Annotated in this window: 14 protein-coding genes and 1 pseudogene; 6 read left to right on the top strand and 9 right to left on the bottom strand. The window is 71.2% G+C overall.

What is annotated here, in order from left to right:
* Positions 1-50 precede the first annotated feature (50 nt).
* Positions 51-1,892, top strand: coding sequence for an asparagine synthase (glutamine-hydrolyzing) (gene asnB / locus ACIO9J_RS01075; protein ID WP_401990507.1), 1,842 nt, complete (start codon positions 51-53; stop codon positions 1,890-1,892).
* Here asnB and ACIO9J_RS01070 read toward each other — a convergent pair.
* On the bottom strand, positions 1,865-2,179 hold the full coding sequence (locus tag ACIO9J_RS01070) for a plasmid mobilization protein (protein WP_401990505.1): 315 nt from the start codon (positions 2,177-2,179) through the stop codon (positions 1,865-1,867). The genes asnB and ACIO9J_RS01070 overlap by 28 nt on opposite strands.
* 373 nt (positions 2,180-2,552) lie before the next feature.
* Complete coding sequence (locus ACIO9J_RS01065) at positions 2,553-3,308, bottom strand: sulfite exporter TauE/SafE family protein (protein ID WP_401990502.1); 756 nt, start codon at positions 3,306-3,308, stop codon at positions 2,553-2,555.
* A gap of 160 nt (positions 3,309-3,468) precedes the next feature.
* Here ACIO9J_RS01065 and ACIO9J_RS01060 point away from each other — a divergent pair, with 160 nt between their 5' ends.
* Positions 3,469-4,401: a LysR family transcriptional regulator gene (locus tag ACIO9J_RS01060; RefSeq protein WP_401990501.1), complete on the top strand. Its 933-nt coding sequence runs from the start codon at positions 3,469-3,471 to the stop codon at positions 4,399-4,401.
* Here ACIO9J_RS01060 and ACIO9J_RS01055 read toward each other — a convergent pair.
* The 5 genes from ACIO9J_RS01055 to lpdA form a co-directional block, all read right to left on the bottom strand.
* A complete protein-coding gene (locus tag ACIO9J_RS01055; RefSeq protein WP_401990498.1) occupies positions 4,371-5,606 on the bottom strand; it encodes an RNA polymerase sigma factor in 1,236 nt (411 codons plus the stop codon). The genes ACIO9J_RS01060 and ACIO9J_RS01055 overlap by 31 nt on opposite strands.
* A complete protein-coding gene (locus ACIO9J_RS01050; protein ID WP_401990495.1) occupies positions 5,600-6,016 on the bottom strand; it encodes a YciI family protein in 417 nt (138 codons plus the stop codon). The genes ACIO9J_RS01055 and ACIO9J_RS01050 overlap by 7 nt, the downstream gene beginning before the upstream one ends.
* Before the next feature lie 166 nt (positions 6,017-6,182).
* Positions 6,183-7,721 carry an MFS transporter gene (locus ACIO9J_RS01045; protein WP_401990492.1) on the bottom strand — a complete coding sequence of 513 codons (1,539 nt, stop codon included), beginning with the start codon at positions 7,719-7,721 and terminating at the stop codon, positions 6,183-6,185.
* 507 nt (positions 7,722-8,228) lie between these two features.
* Positions 8,229-10,388, bottom strand: a complete 2,160-nt coding sequence (locus ACIO9J_RS01040; RefSeq protein ID WP_401990489.1) for an MMPL family transporter — start codon at positions 10,386-10,388, stop codon at positions 8,229-8,231.
* Between the two features lie 148 nt (positions 10,389-10,536).
* Positions 10,537-11,940: a dihydrolipoyl dehydrogenase gene (lpdA, locus tag ACIO9J_RS01035; RefSeq protein WP_401990487.1), complete on the bottom strand. Its 1,404-nt coding sequence runs from the start codon at positions 11,938-11,940 to the stop codon at positions 10,537-10,539.
* A gap of 383 nt (positions 11,941-12,323) precedes the next feature.
* Here lpdA and ACIO9J_RS01030 point away from each other — a divergent pair.
* Positions 12,324-12,590, top strand: a pseudogene (locus ACIO9J_RS01030) (SAM-dependent methyltransferase); the annotation flags it as partial.
* 233 nt (positions 12,591-12,823) lie between these two features.
* Positions 12,824-13,783 carry a TauD/TfdA dioxygenase family protein gene (locus tag ACIO9J_RS01025; RefSeq protein ID WP_401990484.1) on the top strand — a complete coding sequence of 320 codons (960 nt, stop codon included), beginning with the start codon at positions 12,824-12,826 and terminating at the stop codon, positions 13,781-13,783.
* Between the two features lie 11 nt (positions 13,784-13,794).
* On the opposite strand, the gene ACIO9J_RS01020 is transcribed toward ACIO9J_RS01025, so the two are convergent.
* Together ACIO9J_RS01020 and ACIO9J_RS01015 are read right to left on the bottom strand one after the other, a co-directional pair.
* Complete coding sequence (locus ACIO9J_RS01020; RefSeq protein ID WP_401990482.1) at positions 13,795-14,343, bottom strand: GNAT family N-acetyltransferase; 549 nt, start codon at positions 14,341-14,343, stop codon at positions 13,795-13,797.
* 71 nt (positions 14,344-14,414) lie between these two features.
* Positions 14,415-15,119 carry an IclR family transcriptional regulator gene (locus ACIO9J_RS01015; protein ID WP_401990480.1) on the bottom strand — a complete coding sequence of 235 codons (705 nt, stop codon included), beginning with the start codon at positions 15,117-15,119 and terminating at the stop codon, positions 14,415-14,417.
* A gap of 150 nt (positions 15,120-15,269) precedes the next feature.
* Between ACIO9J_RS01015 and ACIO9J_RS01010 the strand changes: the two genes are divergently transcribed.
* Positions 15,270-16,433, top strand: coding sequence for an acyl-CoA dehydrogenase family protein (locus tag ACIO9J_RS01010; RefSeq protein ID WP_401990477.1), 1,164 nt, complete (start codon positions 15,270-15,272; stop codon positions 16,431-16,433).
* A 44-nt stretch (positions 16,434-16,477) separates the two neighbouring features.
* Positions 16,478-17,698: a CaiB/BaiF CoA transferase family protein gene (locus ACIO9J_RS01005; RefSeq protein WP_401990474.1), complete on the top strand. Its 1,221-nt coding sequence runs from the start codon at positions 16,478-16,480 to the stop codon at positions 17,696-17,698.
* Positions 17,699-17,719: the final 21 nt, after the last annotated feature.

Below are 17,719 nucleotides of genomic sequence, written 5' to 3'. Positions count from 1 at the left end.
TCCTCAGGTAGGTGCTAGATACATCTAGTTCGCCAACCAGGAGGTAGCGCATGTGTGGCATCACCGGCTGGGTCTCCTTCGACCGTGATCTCCAGGCCGCGTCCGGGACGTTGGACGCCATGACGGAGACGATGTCCTGCCGGGGCCCGGACGACCGCGGTGTCTGGTTCGGCGGGCCCGTCGGGCTCGGACACCGCCGCCTCGCGATCATCGACCTGCCCGGCGGACGCCAGCCCATGACCGTCGAGACACCGACCGGCACGGTCGCCCTCGTCTACTCGGGGGAGACGTACAACTTCACCGAACTCCGCCGCGAACTGGCCGCCCGCGGCCACCGGTTCACCACCGAGTCCGACACCGAGGTCGTGCTGCGCGGCTACGTCGAATGGGGCGAGGCGCTCGCCGAGCGGCTCAACGGCATGTACGCCTTCGCGATCTGGGACGGCAGGCACGACAAGCTCGTCATGATCCGCGACCGGATGGGCATCAAGCCCTTCTACTACTACGAGACGTCCGACGGCGTCCTCTTCGGCTCCGAGCCCAAGGCGATCCTCGCCAACCCGCTGGCCCGCGCCCGCGTCGGCATGGACGGGCTGCGTGAGCTGTTCACCATGGTCAAGACGCCCGGCCACGCGGTGTGGGACGGCATGCGCGAGGTCGAGCCCGGCACCGTCGTGACCGTCGACCGCTCGGGGCTGCGCCGGCACGTCTACTGGACGCTCGAGACCCGGCCGCACGGCGACGACCGGGACACGAGCATCGCCAAGGTGCGTGAGCTCCTCGACGACATCGTGCGCCGCCAGCTCGTCTCGGACGTGCCGCGCTGCACCCTGCTCTCCGGCGGCCTCGACTCCTCGGCGATGACGGCGCTCGCCGCCCGCCAGCTCGCCGAGGCGGGCGAGACGGTGCGCAGCTTCGCCGTCGACTTCGTCGGCCAGACCGACAACTTCGTCGCCGACGAGCTGCGCGGCACGCCCGACACCCCGTTCGTGCACGACGTCGCCGAGCTCGCGGGCACCGAACACCGCGACATCGTCCTCGACTCGGACGCGCTCGCCGACCCCGAGGTCCGCGCGAAGATGATCCGCGCGCGGGACATCCCGATGGGCTTCGGCGACATGGACGCCTCCCTCTACCTGCTGTTCCGTGCCATCCGGGAGCACTCCACGGTCGCGCTCTCCGGGGAGTCGGCGGACGAGGTCTTCGGCGGCTATCTGCAGTTCTTCGACGAGCAGGCGCGCACGGCCGACACCTTCCCCTGGCTGGTCAAGTTCGCCGACCACTTCGGCGACGACTCCGGAGTGCTGCGCCCCGACCTGACCGGCGCCCTGGATCTCGACGCCTACGTCAAGGAGGGCTACGGGACCGCCGTCGCGGGCATCCGACGCCTGGACGGGGAGAGCGACTTCGAGTACCGCATGCGCAAGATCAGCCACCTGCACCTGACCCGTTTCGTACGCATCCTGCTCGACCGCAAGGACCGCGCGAGCATGGCCGTCGGCCTTGAGGTGCGCGTGCCGTTCTGCGACCACCGGCTCGTGGAGTACGTCTACAACGCGCCCTGGGCGCTGAAGTCGTTCGACGGCAGGGAGAAGAGCCTGCTGCGCGAGGCGACCGCGGACGTCCTCCCGCGGTCCGTCTACGACAGGGTGAAGAGCCCCTACCCCTCCACCCAGGACCCCAAGTACGCCGTGGCCCTCCAGGGGCACGTCAAGGATCTGCTCGCGAGGCCCGGACATCCGGTCTTCGAACTGGTGGACCGCGAAGGGGCGGCGCGGGCCGCCGGGCACGACGCGCCGCAGATCACCCAGGCCTCGCGGCGCGGCCTCGAACGCACCCTCGACCTCGCGATCTGGCTCGACCTCTACAAGCCGGACCTCGCGCTGTCCTGATCGGCCGGGCTCACCCCGTCACGCGGTTCCCCCGAGGCGGCCAGGGTGTCGAGGAACCGCTGGAGCGCGGGCGTCCCGTCCGCCCCGAGGTCCCGCTTGACCGGGGGCACCGCGGCCCCGCGCCGGGCGTCGGCGCGCGGGCCGGGGTCCGGGTACTCCTCGGGGCGCAGGGTGACGGCACGTCGGATGAACTCGGCTACCGGCACCCCGAGTTGCTCCGCGGTCCGCTCGACCGCGTCGTACTCCTCGGGCGTGAACAAGACCTGCACAGGCTTGGCACCGTCCATGGACGCATGATGCCGGTCGGGCAGGTGTGACGCGCTGCGGTTGGCATATTCGCCCTCGAAGGCGTGAAATCCGCGCGGATCCCGACACAGAGTGAGGGCGGCCTGCACGGGCATGGGTGTGGCCCCGGCCGGACGGGGGAATCGCGGTCGGGGCCACATCATGTTCAACGGTGAACCACTCCGTGGTGTTCCCAGGTGAGCGGCCTGTCGGTGTGACCTGCGTTACGCGGCGAGCACCCCGGAACGATGGGGTGCGCGGACGCGTCACCCCCGTTCCCGGCTCCGCTCCGGGCCTCGTGTCGCCCGGACGTCACCGTGCGTAGCCCGAGGCCCCGGACGGTGTGCGGGCGCCGTCGTGGCGCTCGGTGACCGGCTAGCGCACCAGCATCACCACGGACGCCGTTACGCCGACGACGACGATGAACCCGCGCATCACGGTCGGCGGGAGCCTGCGGCCGTAGCGTGCGCCGACCAGGCCGCCCACCGTGGAACCCGCCGCGATCAGACCGGCCGCCGCCCAGTCGACGTCCGCGACCACGATGAAGATGACCGCGGCGACGCCGTTGACGATCGAGGCGAGGACGTTCTTCACGGCGTTCAGGCGTTGCAGGTCCTCCAGGAGCGAGGCGCCGAACATGCCCATGAGCAGCACCCCTTGGGCCGCCCCGAAGTAGCCGCCGTAGACGCCGGCCGCGAGCACTCCGCACCACAGGGGGATGCCGCCGTCCATCTTCCCGTTGTCCTCGCGGTTCTTGAGGCGCCGGTTCAGCCGAGGCTGGAGCAGCACCAGGACGCAGGCGGTCAGGATCAGCACCGGCACCACCGCCTGGAAGGCGTCGGCGGGCAGTTCGAGCAGGAGCAGCGCGCCGATCAGACCGCCGACCAGGGAGGCGGTCCCGAACCGCACGATGCGCCTGAACTGCCCCTTCATCTCCCGGCGGTAGCCGTACGCGGCGCTCAGCGTGCCCGGCACCAGACCGAGGTTGTTCGACACGTTGGCGAGCACCGGCGGATACCCGAAGGCGAGCAGGGTGGGGAAGGTGATGAGGGTGCCTGACCCGACCACCGCGTTGAGTCCACCGGCCGCGACACCGGCGGCGCCGATGGCCACCATCTCGAGCGCTTCCACAGCACACCTTTCCCGTGGCGTCGACCCGCGCCGGTACGACGGAGGTCATGGCCCGCGCGCCGGATTCCGGTCCGGGCCGGGTTCGATCTTGGTGTACGGCGAAAACCCAAGTCAATCCTCGGGTTTCCTTGCCAGTGCCCAAGCGATACCTTCACCCCTCGTGACCCTCGACGACCTCCGCGTCTTCATCGCGGTATGCCGGGCGGGCAGCCTCAGCGCCGTGGCCCGCGACCTCTCCTGCACGCAGTCCGCCGTGAGCCAGCACGTCAAACGCCTGGAGCGGGAGCTCGGCGTCAGCCTCCTGGAACGGCACGCCCGGGGCGTCGTACCGACCTCCGCGGGCCGTGAGCTGCGGGCCGCCGCGGCCGACGGCATCGGCGCCATCGACCTCGCCGTGCGCCGCCTGCGGGACCTGGCGCGCGGGGACGGCGGCGCCGTACGGGTCACCACCGGCGCCACCTCCGTACGGCACTTCATGGCGGAGGCCGTCGTCGCCTTCCGCGAGCGCAGCCCGCGGGTCACCCTGGAGTTCCAGACCGTGAGCTCCAGCAGCGCCTGCTTCGACGCGCTCGCCGCCGACGACCTCGACCTCGCGTGGATCACCATCGGCGCGCCCGTGCGCGGCATCGAACTGCGGCCCGTCGTCGAGCTGCCCTGGGTGCTCGCCGTCCGCGCCGACGACCCGCTCGCCGCCCGCGAGCGCGCCGAACTCGCCGACCTGGCGGCGGGACAGCTCATCACGCCGCCGGGCAACTCGACCTCGCGCGGACAACTCGACGTACACCTCGGTGAGTCGGGGACGGGGCTGCCGACGGGTACCAGTGTCGCCGACTGGGACACGGCCGTACTGCTCGCCGAACTCGGACTCGGCCATGCCGTGGTGCCCGCGCTGCCCGGCTGGCGCGATCAGGGGCCCGCGGGGGTGTGTCTCGTCCCCGTCCCCGATCTGCCGCCGCTCCAGGTCGGCTGGGCGGTACGCAGATGGGACGCGCTGAGCCCGTCGGCGCGCGCCTTCGCCGACACCGTCGCCGAGCACTGCGCGCCGCTCGGCCCGCCGTCGGCTCAGGACGGCAGCCGGGCCGCGCGCGTCTGAAGGTAGTGCGCCTCGGGGCGGCTGAGCGTGCCCCGGGCCGCCAACTGGTAGGCGGTGCGCGCCCCTTCGATGTCGCCGGCCTTCTCCAGGAGGTGGGCGCGTACGGCATGGAGGCGGTAGTGCCCCTTCAACCGGTCCTCCAGTGCGGTGAGTTCACCGAGTCCGGCCCGCGGTCCGTGCACCATCGCGAAGGCCACCGCACGGCCGAGCTCGGCCATCGGCTCCGGCGCCCGCCGCACGAGCAGGTCGTACAGCGCGAGGATCTGCGGCCAGTCCGTGCTGTCGGCGTCCGCCGCCTCGTCGTGCAGTGCGGCGATCGCCGCCTGCAACTGGTAGGCACCCGCCGGGCCTTGGGAGAGCGCCTCCTCGACCAGCGCGGTGCCCTCGGTGATCGCCGCCCGGTCCCAGCGGCCGCGGTCCTGTTCGTCGAGCGGGATCAGCTCGCCGTGCGGGCCGGTGCGGGCGGCGCTGCGGGCCTCGGTGAGCAGCATCAGCGCGAGCAGGCCCGTCACCGCGCCCTCGACGGGCAGCAGTGCGCGCACCGCGCGGGTCAGCCGGATGGCCTCGCGGGCGAGGTCCGCGCGGTGCAGGGCCGCACCGGACGTCGCCGTGTAGCCCTCGTTGAAGATCAGGTAGAGCACTTGCAGGACGACCGCGAGCCGCCCGTCGCGGTCCTCGGGTCCCGGCTGCCGGAACGGCACACCCTTGATCTTCGCCTTGGCTCTGCTGATCCGCTGCGCCATGGTCGCCTCGGGCACCAGATGGGCACGCGCGATCTCGGCGGTGGTCAGACCGCCGACGGCCCGCAACGTGAGCGCGACCTGCGCGGCGGGGCCGAGCAGCGGGTGACAGCAGAGGAACAGCAGGGTGAGCGTGTCGTCGTCCGAGGGGGCGCGGCCCTCGCCCGGCGGGGGAGTGGTGAACGCGTCGCGCGGCGTGAGCAGCGCCGCCTCCTCCTCGCGGCGCCGCCGCGCCTCGTCCGCGCGCAGCTGGTCCGTCAGACGGCGCGACGCCACCCTGATCAGCCAGCCGCGCGGATTGTCCGGCACGCCCTCGTCGGGCCACTGCCGGGCCGCCGCGAGCAGAGCCTCCTGCACGGCGTCCTCGGCGGCGCCGAAGTGTCCGTACCTGCGTACGAGCGCGCCGAGGACCTGCGGCGCGTGGCGGCGCAGCAGGTCCTCGACCTCGGTCGTACGTCTCAGCACTCGCCTCCCGAGAACTCGGGCACGGGCCGGATCACGACGGGCGGCTCGACGAGACCCTCGGGTCCGGGACACTCGGTGATGCGCTGGGCGATCTCGGTGACCCGCTCCAGGCTCGCGCATTCGAGGAGCCAGTACCCGGCGAGCACTTCCTTCGTCTCGCCGTAGGGGCCGTCGGTGATCACCGGGCGGCCGTCCTTTCCCTTGCTGACGAAGCGGGCCTGCGCGGGTTCCGCGAGGCCCTGCGCGTCGATGAGTTCGCCCGTCTCGGCGAGATCGTTGTTGATCGCGCCCATGAAGGCGTACATCGCCTGCAGTTCCTTCTCGCTCCAGGCCGGGCTGTCGCCGGACGGCTTGCCCGCCATCGCCTCGTAGTCGGCCTGGGAACCCTGGACCATCACCAGATACTTCATGACTTCGCTCCTCGGCTGCGCCGTCGCCCCTCGTGGGCGACGCTCACAGGGAACGTCGGAGCGGGCAGCGCGTTCTCGACACCTCGGGGAAAGAATCTCCGAAGAAATCCTATCGACGGAAGGGCCCGGCTTCCTGGCGAAGCGTCCGGCCGCCGCCGGGGCGGGGTCAGCCCAGGTGGACGGGGGCCGCGGCCTCGTCGGTGCGCTGCTTGCCCGCCGTGACGGCGAGACCGGTCACGACCAGGCCCGCCAGGAACATGGCGCCCGCCCCGACGAAGGCCATCGTGTAGCCGTGGGTCATGGCGTCGGCCGCGCGCGCGAGCAGGCCGTGGTCCTGGGTGGCCGCCGCGCGGTAGAACGAGGCCGCCGCGTCGGGCAGCCGGTCGTTGGCCGCCGAGGTGGAGATCGTGGCCAGGACGGCGAGACCGAGGGCGCCGCCGATCTGCTGCGCGGTGTTCAGGAGCGCGGAGGCGATGCCCGTCTCCTGGTGGCCGACGCCGCTGACCGCGCCCAGGGTCATGGGCACGAAGCTCATCCCGAGGCCGAGCGCGGTCACGAACATCGCGGGCATCAGATGCCCGGCGTACGAGGAATCGGGCGTGAGCGTGGCGAACCAGAACATGCCGACGGCGGCGATGAGCAGGCCGGGCCCGGCGATCAGGCGAGGGGCGAGACGCGTGACGAGCTTGGCGCTGACGGTGGCCGCGACGCCCATGCCGAGGCTGAACGGCAGATTGGCGAAACCGGTCTTGACCGCGCTGTAGCCGAGGATCAGCTGGAGGTAGAGCGTCAGGAAGTAGAACGTGGCCATCATGCCCGCGCCGATGAACAGCATGGTCGCGTAGGAGCCGGAGCGGTTGCGGTCCCTGAAGAGGCCCAGCGGCATCATCGGGTGCGCGGTGCGGCTCTGGACCAGCAGGAACACCACGAGCAGGACGGCGGCCACGGCGAAGCAGGTCAGGGTCAGCGCGTCCGTCCAGCCGTGCTCGCCGCCGCGCGTGATGCCGTAGACCAGGGCGATCAGGCCGCCGGTGCCGGTCACGGTGCCGGGGATGTCGAGGCGCCCGTGGTGGCGTTCGGCCTCGACGAGGGTCCTGGTCCCGGCGAGGACCGCGAGGCCGATGGGGATGTTCACGAAGAACACCCACCGCCAGTCCAGGGCGTCGGTCAGGATGCCGCCGAGCAGCAGTCCGACGGTGGCGCCGATGCCCGCCATGGCGGCGTACACGCCCATCGCCTTGTTGCGGGGCTTGCCCTCGGGGAACGTCGTGGCGATCAGGGCGAGCGCGCTGGGTGCGGCGACGGCGGCGCCGACGCCCTGGAGGACGCGCGCGCCGATCAGCAGGCCCTCGTTCGGGGCGAGACCGCCGAGCAGGGAGGCCAGGGTGAACACCGCGATGCCCAGCTGGAACATCCGGCGTCGCCCGAACAGGTCTCCCGCCCGGCCGCCGAGCAGCAACAGGCCGCCGAAGGCGAGCGCGTAGGAATTGACGATCCACGCGAGGTTGGCGTCGGAGACGTCGAGGGCGGTCTGGATGCTGGGCAGGGCGATGTTGGTGATGGTGCCGTCGAGCACCACCATCAACTGGGCCGCGGCGATCACGAAGAGGGCGAGGCCGAGGTGGCGGCCGCGGGGTGCGGAGTCGGGGGCGCCGGCGGTGTCCGCCGGTGCGGGGGCGGTGACAGCCGTGCTGTCAGCAGACATGAAAGAGCTCCAGGACGAGGCTTGGTCGACGTGGCGTGGACACATGCCGCCGGAACGGGAAGCGGGCGCGGAAGGCTGACTTCCATTTCGGCGTTTCATTACGGCGATAAGGGTGCGGTGACCGGCTTCGGAGGGTCGGATCACCGCAATGCAATCCGAGCGCTGCGCCGACGGAATGTGGCCTGGGCTCGGGACGAATGAAGACTTTAGCACCTGATAGTGCCTGGTAGCGGCCTCATTGAGGGGGAGCGAGGGAGATTTCTATTGGGCTTGACATTTCTCCCCGAAGGGCAGACAGGGGAGTTGTAGGGGACTTATCAATTCCGCTTGCTTTCTCGCCGGAACTGTGAGCAATGGAAGCTCTCCATGCCTGGCGTGGGTCCACACTTTCGCCGTAAGAGCAAATCGATCGGTGTGGTCGATGGTCGCGGAAACTTCCCGGAACGGGCCGCGGACTGCCGCGTTCTGGACCACGCGCCACTCACTCGGCGCTCGTGGAAAACGCCCTTACGGAGCGCGGTCGTTCACGTCTCCGGGCGTCTCTGCGGCCGCCGCCGCGTCGTGTCCGTCGCGCTTCTCGTCGCCGTGCCCCGGCCACCACGCCGCATGCCCGATCAACGCCGTCAGCGCCGGCGTGAAGATCATCGCCATGACGAACGCGGCGATCGCGATGCCGAACGAGAGGGAGAAACCCATCTGCGAGAGCGTCGAGTTGCCCGCGAGCATCAGCGTCGCGAACGTACCGGCGAGGATCACGCCCGCCGAGCCGATCGTGGGCCCGGAGTGGCGCACCGCCGTGCCCGCCGCGTCGTGCGGGGCACGGCCCTCGCGGGCCTCCTCGCGCAGCCGGGAGACCATGAGGATGTTGTAGTCGGTGCCGAGCGCGACCACGAACAAGTACATGATCACGGGCAGCATGAACATCAACCCGGGCTGGCTGCCGATCTGCTGGAAGAGCAGCGAGGTCGCGCCGAGCGTGGCGCCGAAGCCGAGCGCGACGGACAGCATGAGGTACCAGGGCGCCACCAGGCTGCGCAGGAGCAGTCCGAGGATCACCATGATGGCGAGCGCGGCGACCGGGAAGACCACCGAATAGTCGCGGTCCACCGCCTTGTTGATGTCGACGTACACCGCTGTGGTGCCGCCGACGAGCGCCTCCGTCCCGGCCGGAGCGTCCTCGTGGGCGGCGGGCCGCAGCCGGTCCTTCACCGTGGCGAGCGCCTTGTCGGAGGCCGGCGGATCGGCCAGGACCGCGGAGTACGAGGCGGTGGCGCGGTCGGGGCTGAGCCGGGCGGGGGCCACCTCGCCCACGCCGCCGACCTCCGCGAGCCGCCCGCGGAACGCCTTCGTCTCCACCTCGGTGAGGGGCTTGCCCGAGGTCGAGGTGAGGTACACGGACGTCGGGTCGGTGCTGCCCGCGGGGAAGCCCTTCTGGAGGTTGTCGAGGGCGACCATCGACTCCTTGTCCTTGGGCAGCGAGGATCCCGCGAGGTCGAAGTTGGCCTTGTAGCCGAGCGCGCCGAGCGCGAGCGCCCCCATGAACAGGCCGGAGATCACGACCCACACCGCGGGCTTGCGGGCGATGGCGCCGCCGAGCTTGGCGAAACCGGTGCCCTGCGGCTCGTGCTGCCACGACTTCGAGGGCCAGAACACCTTCGTACCGAGCAGCGAGACCACGGCGGGGACCAGGGTGAGTCCGGCGAGCAGCGTCACGAACACGGCGATCGCGAGCGCGGGGCCCATCGAACGCAGCATGCCGAGCGAGGAGAGGGTGAGCGCGGCGAAGGCGACGATGACGGCACCCGCCGCCGATGTGATGGCCTCGCCGACCCGTTCGACGGCGTGCACCATGGCGCCCTTGGGATCCTCGCCCGCGCGCAGCGCCTCCCGGTAGCGGAAGAGCAGGAACAGGATGTAGTCGGTGCCGACGCCGAACAGGACGACGGTGAGCAGCTCCTGGATGGAGGAGTCCGCCTTCATGTCGAAGGCCTTGTTGGCGGAGGCGATCAGGCCCGTCGCCATCGGCGAGATCAGGCCGATGAGGACCACGGGCAGCAGCGCGATGATGGGGCTGCGGAAGATCACGAGCAGCAGCACGATGATGATCACGATGGTGCCGACGCCGACCAGGAGGCCTGCCCGCTGCGACGCGTCGCTCTCGTCCAGCGCCTGCGCCGCGGAGCCGGTGATCCCGGCCGTCAGATCGGTGCCCTTGAGCTCGGGTTTCAGGTCGGTCCGCAGCTGTTTGACCGCGTCCTGCTGGGCGGTGTCCTCGGGGGTGGTGATCTTCGGCATCGCCACGACGGACGTCTGTACGAGTTTGTTGGGCGACACCTCGCCCGGCACGATCGCCCGCACCTCGTCGATCTTCCGGCCTTGGAGGTCCTTGGAGATCCGCACGACGTCCGCGGAGTCGGCGGCGGTCATCTTCTCGCCGTCGGAGCGCTGGAAGACGATGATCGCGCCGATGTTCTGCTGCTTGGGGAACTCCTTCTCCTGTACGTCCGCCGCGCGGATGGACTCGTAGTGGTCGGGAAGGAAGCTCGCCTCGTCGCTGCTGGAGGTGAGTTTCGGCGCCAGTGAGATCACCGCGCCGGCCGCCACCACCCACGCGAGAATGATCCACCAGGGGCGGCGGACCACGAATCGGCCCAGGCCAGAGAACATCTGCTACTGCCTCTCCTCGCCCCCGAGGCACAACAGTCCTGTTCGACAGCATCGGCCGGGCCGGGCGGCCCCGCCACTTGAGGCGACCGTTTTCGGTCACGTGTGCGTGGCGGGGCGCCGGCGTCCGCGGCGGGGTGCCGGGCGGCCGTCAGAAGTTGATCATGTGTCCGGCCAGGCCGTGCACGGCCTCCTTGACGGCCTCGCCCAGCGTCGGGTGCGCGTGGACGTTGCGCGCGACCTCGTGGACGGTGAGGTCCCACTGCTGGGCCAGGGTGAGCTCGGGCAGCAGCTCGGTGACGTCGGGGCCGATCAGGTGCGCGCCGATGATCTCGCCGTGCGTCTGGTCGCTGATGATCTTCACGAAGCCGACGGTGTCGCCGAGGCCGTGCGCCTTGCCGTTGGCCTGGAACGGGAACTTCGCGACCTTGACGTCGAAGCCCTTCTCCTTGGCCTGCGCCTCGGTCCAGCCGAAGCTGGCGATCTGCGGCTGCGAGTAGGTCGCGCGCGGGATCATCGGGTAGTCGAGTTCCATCGTCTCGGCGTCCGCGAGGGTCTCGGCGGCGACCACGCCCATGGCCTCGGCGGTGTGCGCGAGCATCAGCTTCGCGGTGACGTCGCCGATGGCGAAGATGTTCGGGACGTTGGTGCGGCAGCGCCCGTCGACCTCGATCGCGCCGCGCTCGGTGAGCGCCACGCCCGTCGCCTCCAGGCCGTAGCCCGTGACGTTCGGGGCGAAGCCGATGGCCTGGAGGACCTTGTCGGTCTCCAGGATCTCCTGCTTGCCGTCCTTGCCGGTCACGGTGACCTTGACCTGCTGCCCGGACTCGTCGATCGACTCCACCCGGGTCGAGGTGCGCACGTCGATGCCGAGCTTGCGGTACTGCTTGGCGAGCTCCGCCGAGACGTCCGCGTCCTCCAGGGGTGCGACCCGGTCGAGGAACTCGACGATGGTGACCTTCACGCCGTAGTTGTGCAGGACGTACGCGAACTCGATGCCGATGGCACCGGCGCCCGCGATCACGATGGACCCCGGCAGCTCGTCGGCGAGGATCTGCTCCTCGTACGACACCACGCGCTCGCTCAGGCTGGTGCCGGGCAGCAGCCGCGGGGTCGCGCCGGTGGCGATGATGCAGTGCTCGAACGAGATCGTGCTGCTCGTGCCGTCCGACTTGGCGACCTGCAGCGTGTTCGCGTCGAGGAAGGTGCCCCGGCCGTCGAACTCGGTGATCTTGTTCTTCTTCATCAGGAAGTGGACGCCCTTGACCCGGCCCTCCGCGACCCGGCGGCTGCGGCTGAACGCCTCGCCGTAGTCGAAGGACACCTGCCCGTCGACCTTGATGCCGTACGTCTTCTGCTCGTGCGTGAAGAGGTGGGCCAGCTCGGCGTTGCGCAGCAGCGCCTTCGTCGGGATACAGCCGACGTTGAGGCACACACCGCCCCAGTACTTCTCCTCGACGACCGCTACGCGCTTGCCCAGCTGGGCGGCGCGAATGGCGGCCACGTAGCCGCCGGGTCCTGCTCCGAGCACGACGACGTCGAAGCGGTCTTCCATGGGGAGGTCCTCTCTGGGTGGAACGGATCCAGTGGTGCGGATGGCTCTATGTCACGATCATGCGCCATGCGGGGGCCGGGACGGCGATCGGGTGTGACACGCCACAGTCCGCGCCGGGCGCCGGGGCGGTCCCCACCCCGCGCACGGGTGCGTGAACGGGGTCCCGGGCGCCGCCAACCACCTTCTCCCATCAGGGTGTTGGAGATCCCACGCACGGTTCACCCGAACGTGGATCACCGGATAGTCTCACGCCGTAGGAACACGGCAGGTGAACCCCGAGGGAGAGGTGGCGCACGCGCAGTGGGCAGTGACGACCGGCCCGGGACGACGGCCATTCCCCGCGACATCCCCACCTCGGCCCGCTCGGCTTCTCGCAGGCCGTCGCCGACGACCTTGAGCGGGGCGCGGCGATGACCGCGCACATCTCCGCCGAGGGCGTCCCCTGGCAGACCCGCGCGCCCGCCGATGTCGACGTGCTCCTCGACGGCCTGGAGCCACTGGAACCCGGCCTGGTGAACCTCGTCGACTGGCGCCCGGACGCCGACCAGCCGTCGCTCGCACCGGTTCACGACGACCTGCTCCCATACCTCGGCGCCACCGAACTCAACAAGGGGATCTACGAATACGGCGGCGTGCTGCGCAAGCCGTAGCGGGGCGGCCGAGGGGGCGGCGGCGGGCCGGGGTGCGTCCGCCGACCGGAGGCCCGGTTGACCAGGAGCGATGCGCGTCCCACAATGACGACCATGATCCAGCACCTGACCGCCGCCGTACGGACGTTCAACGTCCCGTGGCGGCGCGGGTGCGAGCGATCGGGCCGCTAGCTGCCGGCAGGCATCCGCACACCCGGCCCGCCCGCTCTCGCACCCGAAGGATCAGATCCCCCATGACGGTCACCGAACCGACCTCTCAGCCCGTGTCGCACCCGCAGGAGCCCGCTCTCCGCGAGGCCCGCGTCCCCGCAGACGGCATGTACGAAGGCCGCCGCGTCCTGCGCCGCCTGCCCGACGGCTGGCAGGAGCGGCCGTACGAGCTCGTCGACGTCGTGCCGCAGGGCCGCCTCATCGGCGCCGAGATCCGCGGCGCCGACCTCTCCAAGCCCCTGACGCCCGCACTGCGCGAGGAGTTGAACCGGGCCCTCCTGGAGTGGAAGGTCCTGTTCTTCCGCGGCGCGGACATCACCGCCGAGCAGCAGCGTGCCTTCGCCCTGAACTGGGGCGACCTGGAGACCAACCCGCTGCTCGCGCGCGGCTCCGCCGAGGACGTCGTCCGCTTCGACAAGGGCGGCAGCGCCACACCGACGTATGAGAACGTCTGGCACGCGGACGTCACCTTCCGCGAACGCCCTGCCCTCGGCGCCGTGTTGCAGCTGCGCGAGGTGCCGCCGTACGGCGGCGACACGATGTGGGCCGACATGGCGGCCGCGTACGACAACCTGCCCGACGCGGTGAAGGAACGCATCGAGGGCGCGCGGGCCGTGCACGACTTCATCCCCGGCTTCGCCCGCTTCTACGGTCCCGGCCAACTGGCCCCGCACCAGGACCGCTTCCCGCCCGTCACCCACCCCGTGGTGCGCACCCACCCGGAGACCGGGCGCAAGATGCTCTTCGTCAACACCTCCTTCACCACGCACATCGTGGGCATGGAGCGGGCGGAGAGCGACCGGCTGCTGGGCTTCCTGGTGCGGCAGGCCCATGTGCCGGAGTACCAGGTGCGGTTCCACTGGCAGGCGGGGGACGTCGCGTTCTGGGACAACCGCGCCACGCAGCACTACGCCGTCGACGACTACGCCCCGCAGCGGCGCGTCGCGGAGCGGGTGGCCATCGCGGGCGACCGGCCCTACTGACCCGTCCGGGATCAGCCCTTGGGGGCCGATTCCCAGCGGACCTCGCCGTCCTCGACCACGTCGGTGGCGGCGAGTCCGGCCGCCGCCGCGACGGCCGCGGACGCCTTGTGGTCGGGATGGACATGGGCGACGACCGTCGGCGCGGAATGCTCCCTCAGCCAGTCCACCAGGCCGCACGCCGACTCCGAGGCGAAGCCGCGCCCCTGCCAGGGCGTGCCGATCACCCAGGCGACCTCGGCGGTGGGACCGTCCTCGCCCACGCCGGGCGTGATCGTCGCCTGCACCGTCCCCACCAGGCAGGGCAGCTGCCCGGTCCGGAGCCGGACCACCCAGTTCAGCCAGGCGACGGCGGGGTCGGGCGACCCGGCGAGCATCCGCTCGTAGCGCCCGCGCAGCGCCGTCACGCCGTCGGGGGCACCGCCGATGAAGGTGTGCAGGGCGGGATCGGCGAGCACGGCGGCCATCTCGTCGGCGTGCTCGACGCGCAGCGGCACCAGGTCGAGACGGGCGGTGCGGATGAGGGCGGGCGTGCGCAGGGAGGCGGGGTATGACTCAGGCATGGGCGCATTCTGCCCCGTGCGGGGCCGTGCCGTCCGACGGGTTTCGCGCCGTCCTGGTCGTCACCCTCGTCCTAGTGGCCCCGCCGGTCCGGCGCGCCGAGCCGTGCCGCGACCGAGCCGACCGCGTCGAGGAGCGCGTCCGCGATGTCGGGGAGCCGGTCCGCGGTGCGCGAGGTGGGACCGGCGACCGCGATCACCGCGCGGACCTCCCCGTCCACCAGGACGGGGCGGGCGGCCGCGGTCACGTCCGGGAGCGTCTCGCCGCGGTTGAACGCCACGCCCGTGGCGCGTACTTCGGCCAGATCCGCGCGCGCCGCCGCGTACCGCGCGGGGTCGGGGAGCAGCGCACGGAGGCAGGCGTCGCGCCGGTGCTCCGGGCGATGGGCCAGCAGCACCTTGCCCGCGCTCGGCGGATACAGCGGGCGGCGGGTGCGCAGTGGCGCCGAGTAGCGGATCAGCTGCGGTGACTCCGCGGCGCTCGCGTACACCAGCGAATCGCCCACGGCCGTGCCGAGCATGGCCGTCTCGCCGAAGTGGTCCCGCAGCGCCTCCAGCGTGTGCAGCGCGGCGGCCGCGAGATCCCGCGCGGGCCTCGGCAACAGGCTGCCGAGCGCGGGACCGAGGCGGTAGGAACCGTGCAGCTCGACCAGATACCCGGTCGAGACGAGGCCCTTGACCAGGCCGAACACCGACGACTTGGGGGCGTCGAGGGCATCGGCGAGCTCCTGCATCCGGGCCTCGCCGCGCCGCGATACGTACTCCAGGATCCCCGTCACACGGCTGACGGTCCTGTGTTCCCCGGGCAAGGTCTCGCCGCTCACACCGTCTCCGCTCTCCCCGGTGGCTCTTGACCCGCCGATCACACGGCTCGTAGCCTCACGCATATCCGACTCGGCGATCGTATATACGAACTGGGGCTGGAATCCATGGACTTCGCGCTGTCCGCCGAGCAGGAGGACATCCGGCGCGCCGTCGCCGCGCTCGCCGCCCGGTTCCCCGACTCCTACTGGGCGGACCACGACGAACGGGCCGCGTTCCCGCGGGAGTTCTACGACGCCTTCGCCGAGGCGGGCTGGCTCGGCATGGCGATACCCGAGGAGTACGGCGGCGGTGGGCTCGGCATCCTGGAGGCGTCCCTGCTGCTCCAGGAGGTCGCCGCGTCCGGCGCCGGCATGAACGGGTGCAGCACCATGCACCTGACGATCTTCGGGCTCAACACCCTGGTGAAACACGGCAGCCCGGAGCTGCGCGGGGAGATCCTGCCGCGCGCCGCCGACGGCTCGCTGCACGTCTGTTTCGGCGTCACCGAACCCGACGCGGGCACGGACACCACCCGCATCTCCACCGTCGCCCGGCGCGACGGCGACACGTACGTCGTCAGCGGCCGCAAGGTGTGGATCACCAAGGCGGGCGAGTCCCAGAAGATGGTGCTCATCGCGAGGACGTCGCCGCGCGACGCGGAACGGCCCACGGACGGCATGTCGCTGTTCCTCGTCGACATCGACTCCGACGCCGTACGGCTGCGGGCCATTCCCAAGATGGGCCGCAACGCCGTCGCCTCCTACGAAGTCCTCATCGACGGTCTGCGCGTGCCCGCGGCCCATCGGGTGGGGGAGGAGGGGCAGGGCTTCCGCTACCTCCTCGACGGGCTCAACCCGGAGCGGATCCTGCTCGCCCACGAGGCGCTCGGCATCGGCAGGGCCGCGCTGCGCGGCGCCGTCGACTACGCACGCACGCGTGTCGTCTTCGACCGTCCCATCGGACAGAACCAGGGCATCGCCTTCCCGCTCGCCGAAGCGGCGACCCGGCTGGACGCCGCCGAGCTCATGGCACGCCGCGCGGCCTGGAGCTACGACCAGGGGCTGCCCTGCGGCAAGGAGGCCAACATGGCCAAGTGGCTGTGCGCCGACGCCGGTTACCAGGCCGCCGACCGCGCCGTGCAGACGCTGGGCGGGATGGGCTACGCCAAGGAGTTCCACGTCGAGCGGTACTTCAGGGAGGCGCGGCTGCTGCGCCTCGCGCCGATCAGCCAGGAGATGGTCCTGAACTACGTGGCCGGCCATGTGCTCGGCCTGCCGAAGTCCTACTGACCCCGAGCCGATACCGAGGCCCCAGTGATTCCGAGGTCCTGCCGATGACGAACGCGCCGAGCCGTGCCCTCGACGGGCTCAAGGTGCTCGACCTGTCCCGGGTGCTCGCCGGCCCCTACTGCGCGCAACTGCTCGCCGACCACGGCGCCGACGTCGTCAAGGTCGAGCCGCCGGCCGGTGACGAGACGCGGGGGTGGGGTCCGCCGTTCGTCTCGCCGGGGACGTCCGCGTACTACCGGAACCTCAACCGCGACAAGAAGAACATCGTCGTCGATCTGTCCGTGGCGGCGGGGCGGGACATCCTGGACACCCTGCTGAGCGGGGCCGACGTGCTCGTCGAGAACTTCAAGGCGGGCACCCTCGCCAACTGGGGCTACCCCGACGACGTGCTCCGGAGCCGCTTCCCCGCGCTCATCCACTGCCGCATCACCGGCTTCGGCACGGACGGGCCGCTCGGCGGGCAGCCCGGCTACGACGCCGTACTCCAGGCGTACGGCGGCTTGATGAGCGTCAACGGAGCGGCCGACGGACCGGCGCTGCGGGTCGGTGTACCGGTCGTCGACCAGGTCACGGGGATCCTCGCCTTCTCCGGCATCCTGCTCGCGCTGAACGAACGCCACCGCTCGGGACTCGGCCAACTCGTGGACTGCACCCTCCTGGACACCACGGTCAGCCTCCTCCACCCGCACTCGGCGACCTGGCTCGCCAGCGGCACGGTGCCGCGACGCACCGGCTCCGCGCACCCCACCATCGCGCCCTACGACGCGTTCACCGCTGCCGACGGGCCGGTCTTCGTCGCGGTGGGCAACGACCGCCAGTTCGGCGCGCTCACCGAGGTCCTGGGGATTCCGGAGCTGGCGGAGGATCCGCGCTTTCGCACGAACCCGGACCGCGTACGCCATCAACAGGAGCTGCGCGCCGCCCTGGAGAAGCCCGTGGCGGCCCACTCCCGCGCCCGCCTCACCGAACTGCTCACGGCCCGCGGCATCCCGGCCTCGCCCGTGCACGACGTCGCAGAGGCGCTGACCGCACCGCAGGTCCGCCACCGGGGACTGGTGATCGAGGACGACGGCTACCGGGGGCTCGCCTCGCCCGTCTCCCTGTCCCGCACACCTGCGCGGGCGCACCCCGAGGTACGGGATGCCGGTGCGGACACCCGGGAGGTGCTGGGCGCCGCGGGGTACGACGGGGCGGCCGTCGAGGCGGCGGTGGCGCGGGGCGTCGTGCGGACCACCGAGTCCGATGTGACCTGCGACGACGCCTGATTGTCAGTGGCGGGTGCGAAG

The sequence above is a fragment of the Streptomyces sp. NPDC087300 genome (assembly GCF_044744425.1).
GTDB lineage: Bacteria > Actinomycetota > Actinomycetes > Streptomycetales > Streptomycetaceae > Streptomyces.
This window is presented reverse-complemented; position numbering and strand designations above follow the sequence as displayed.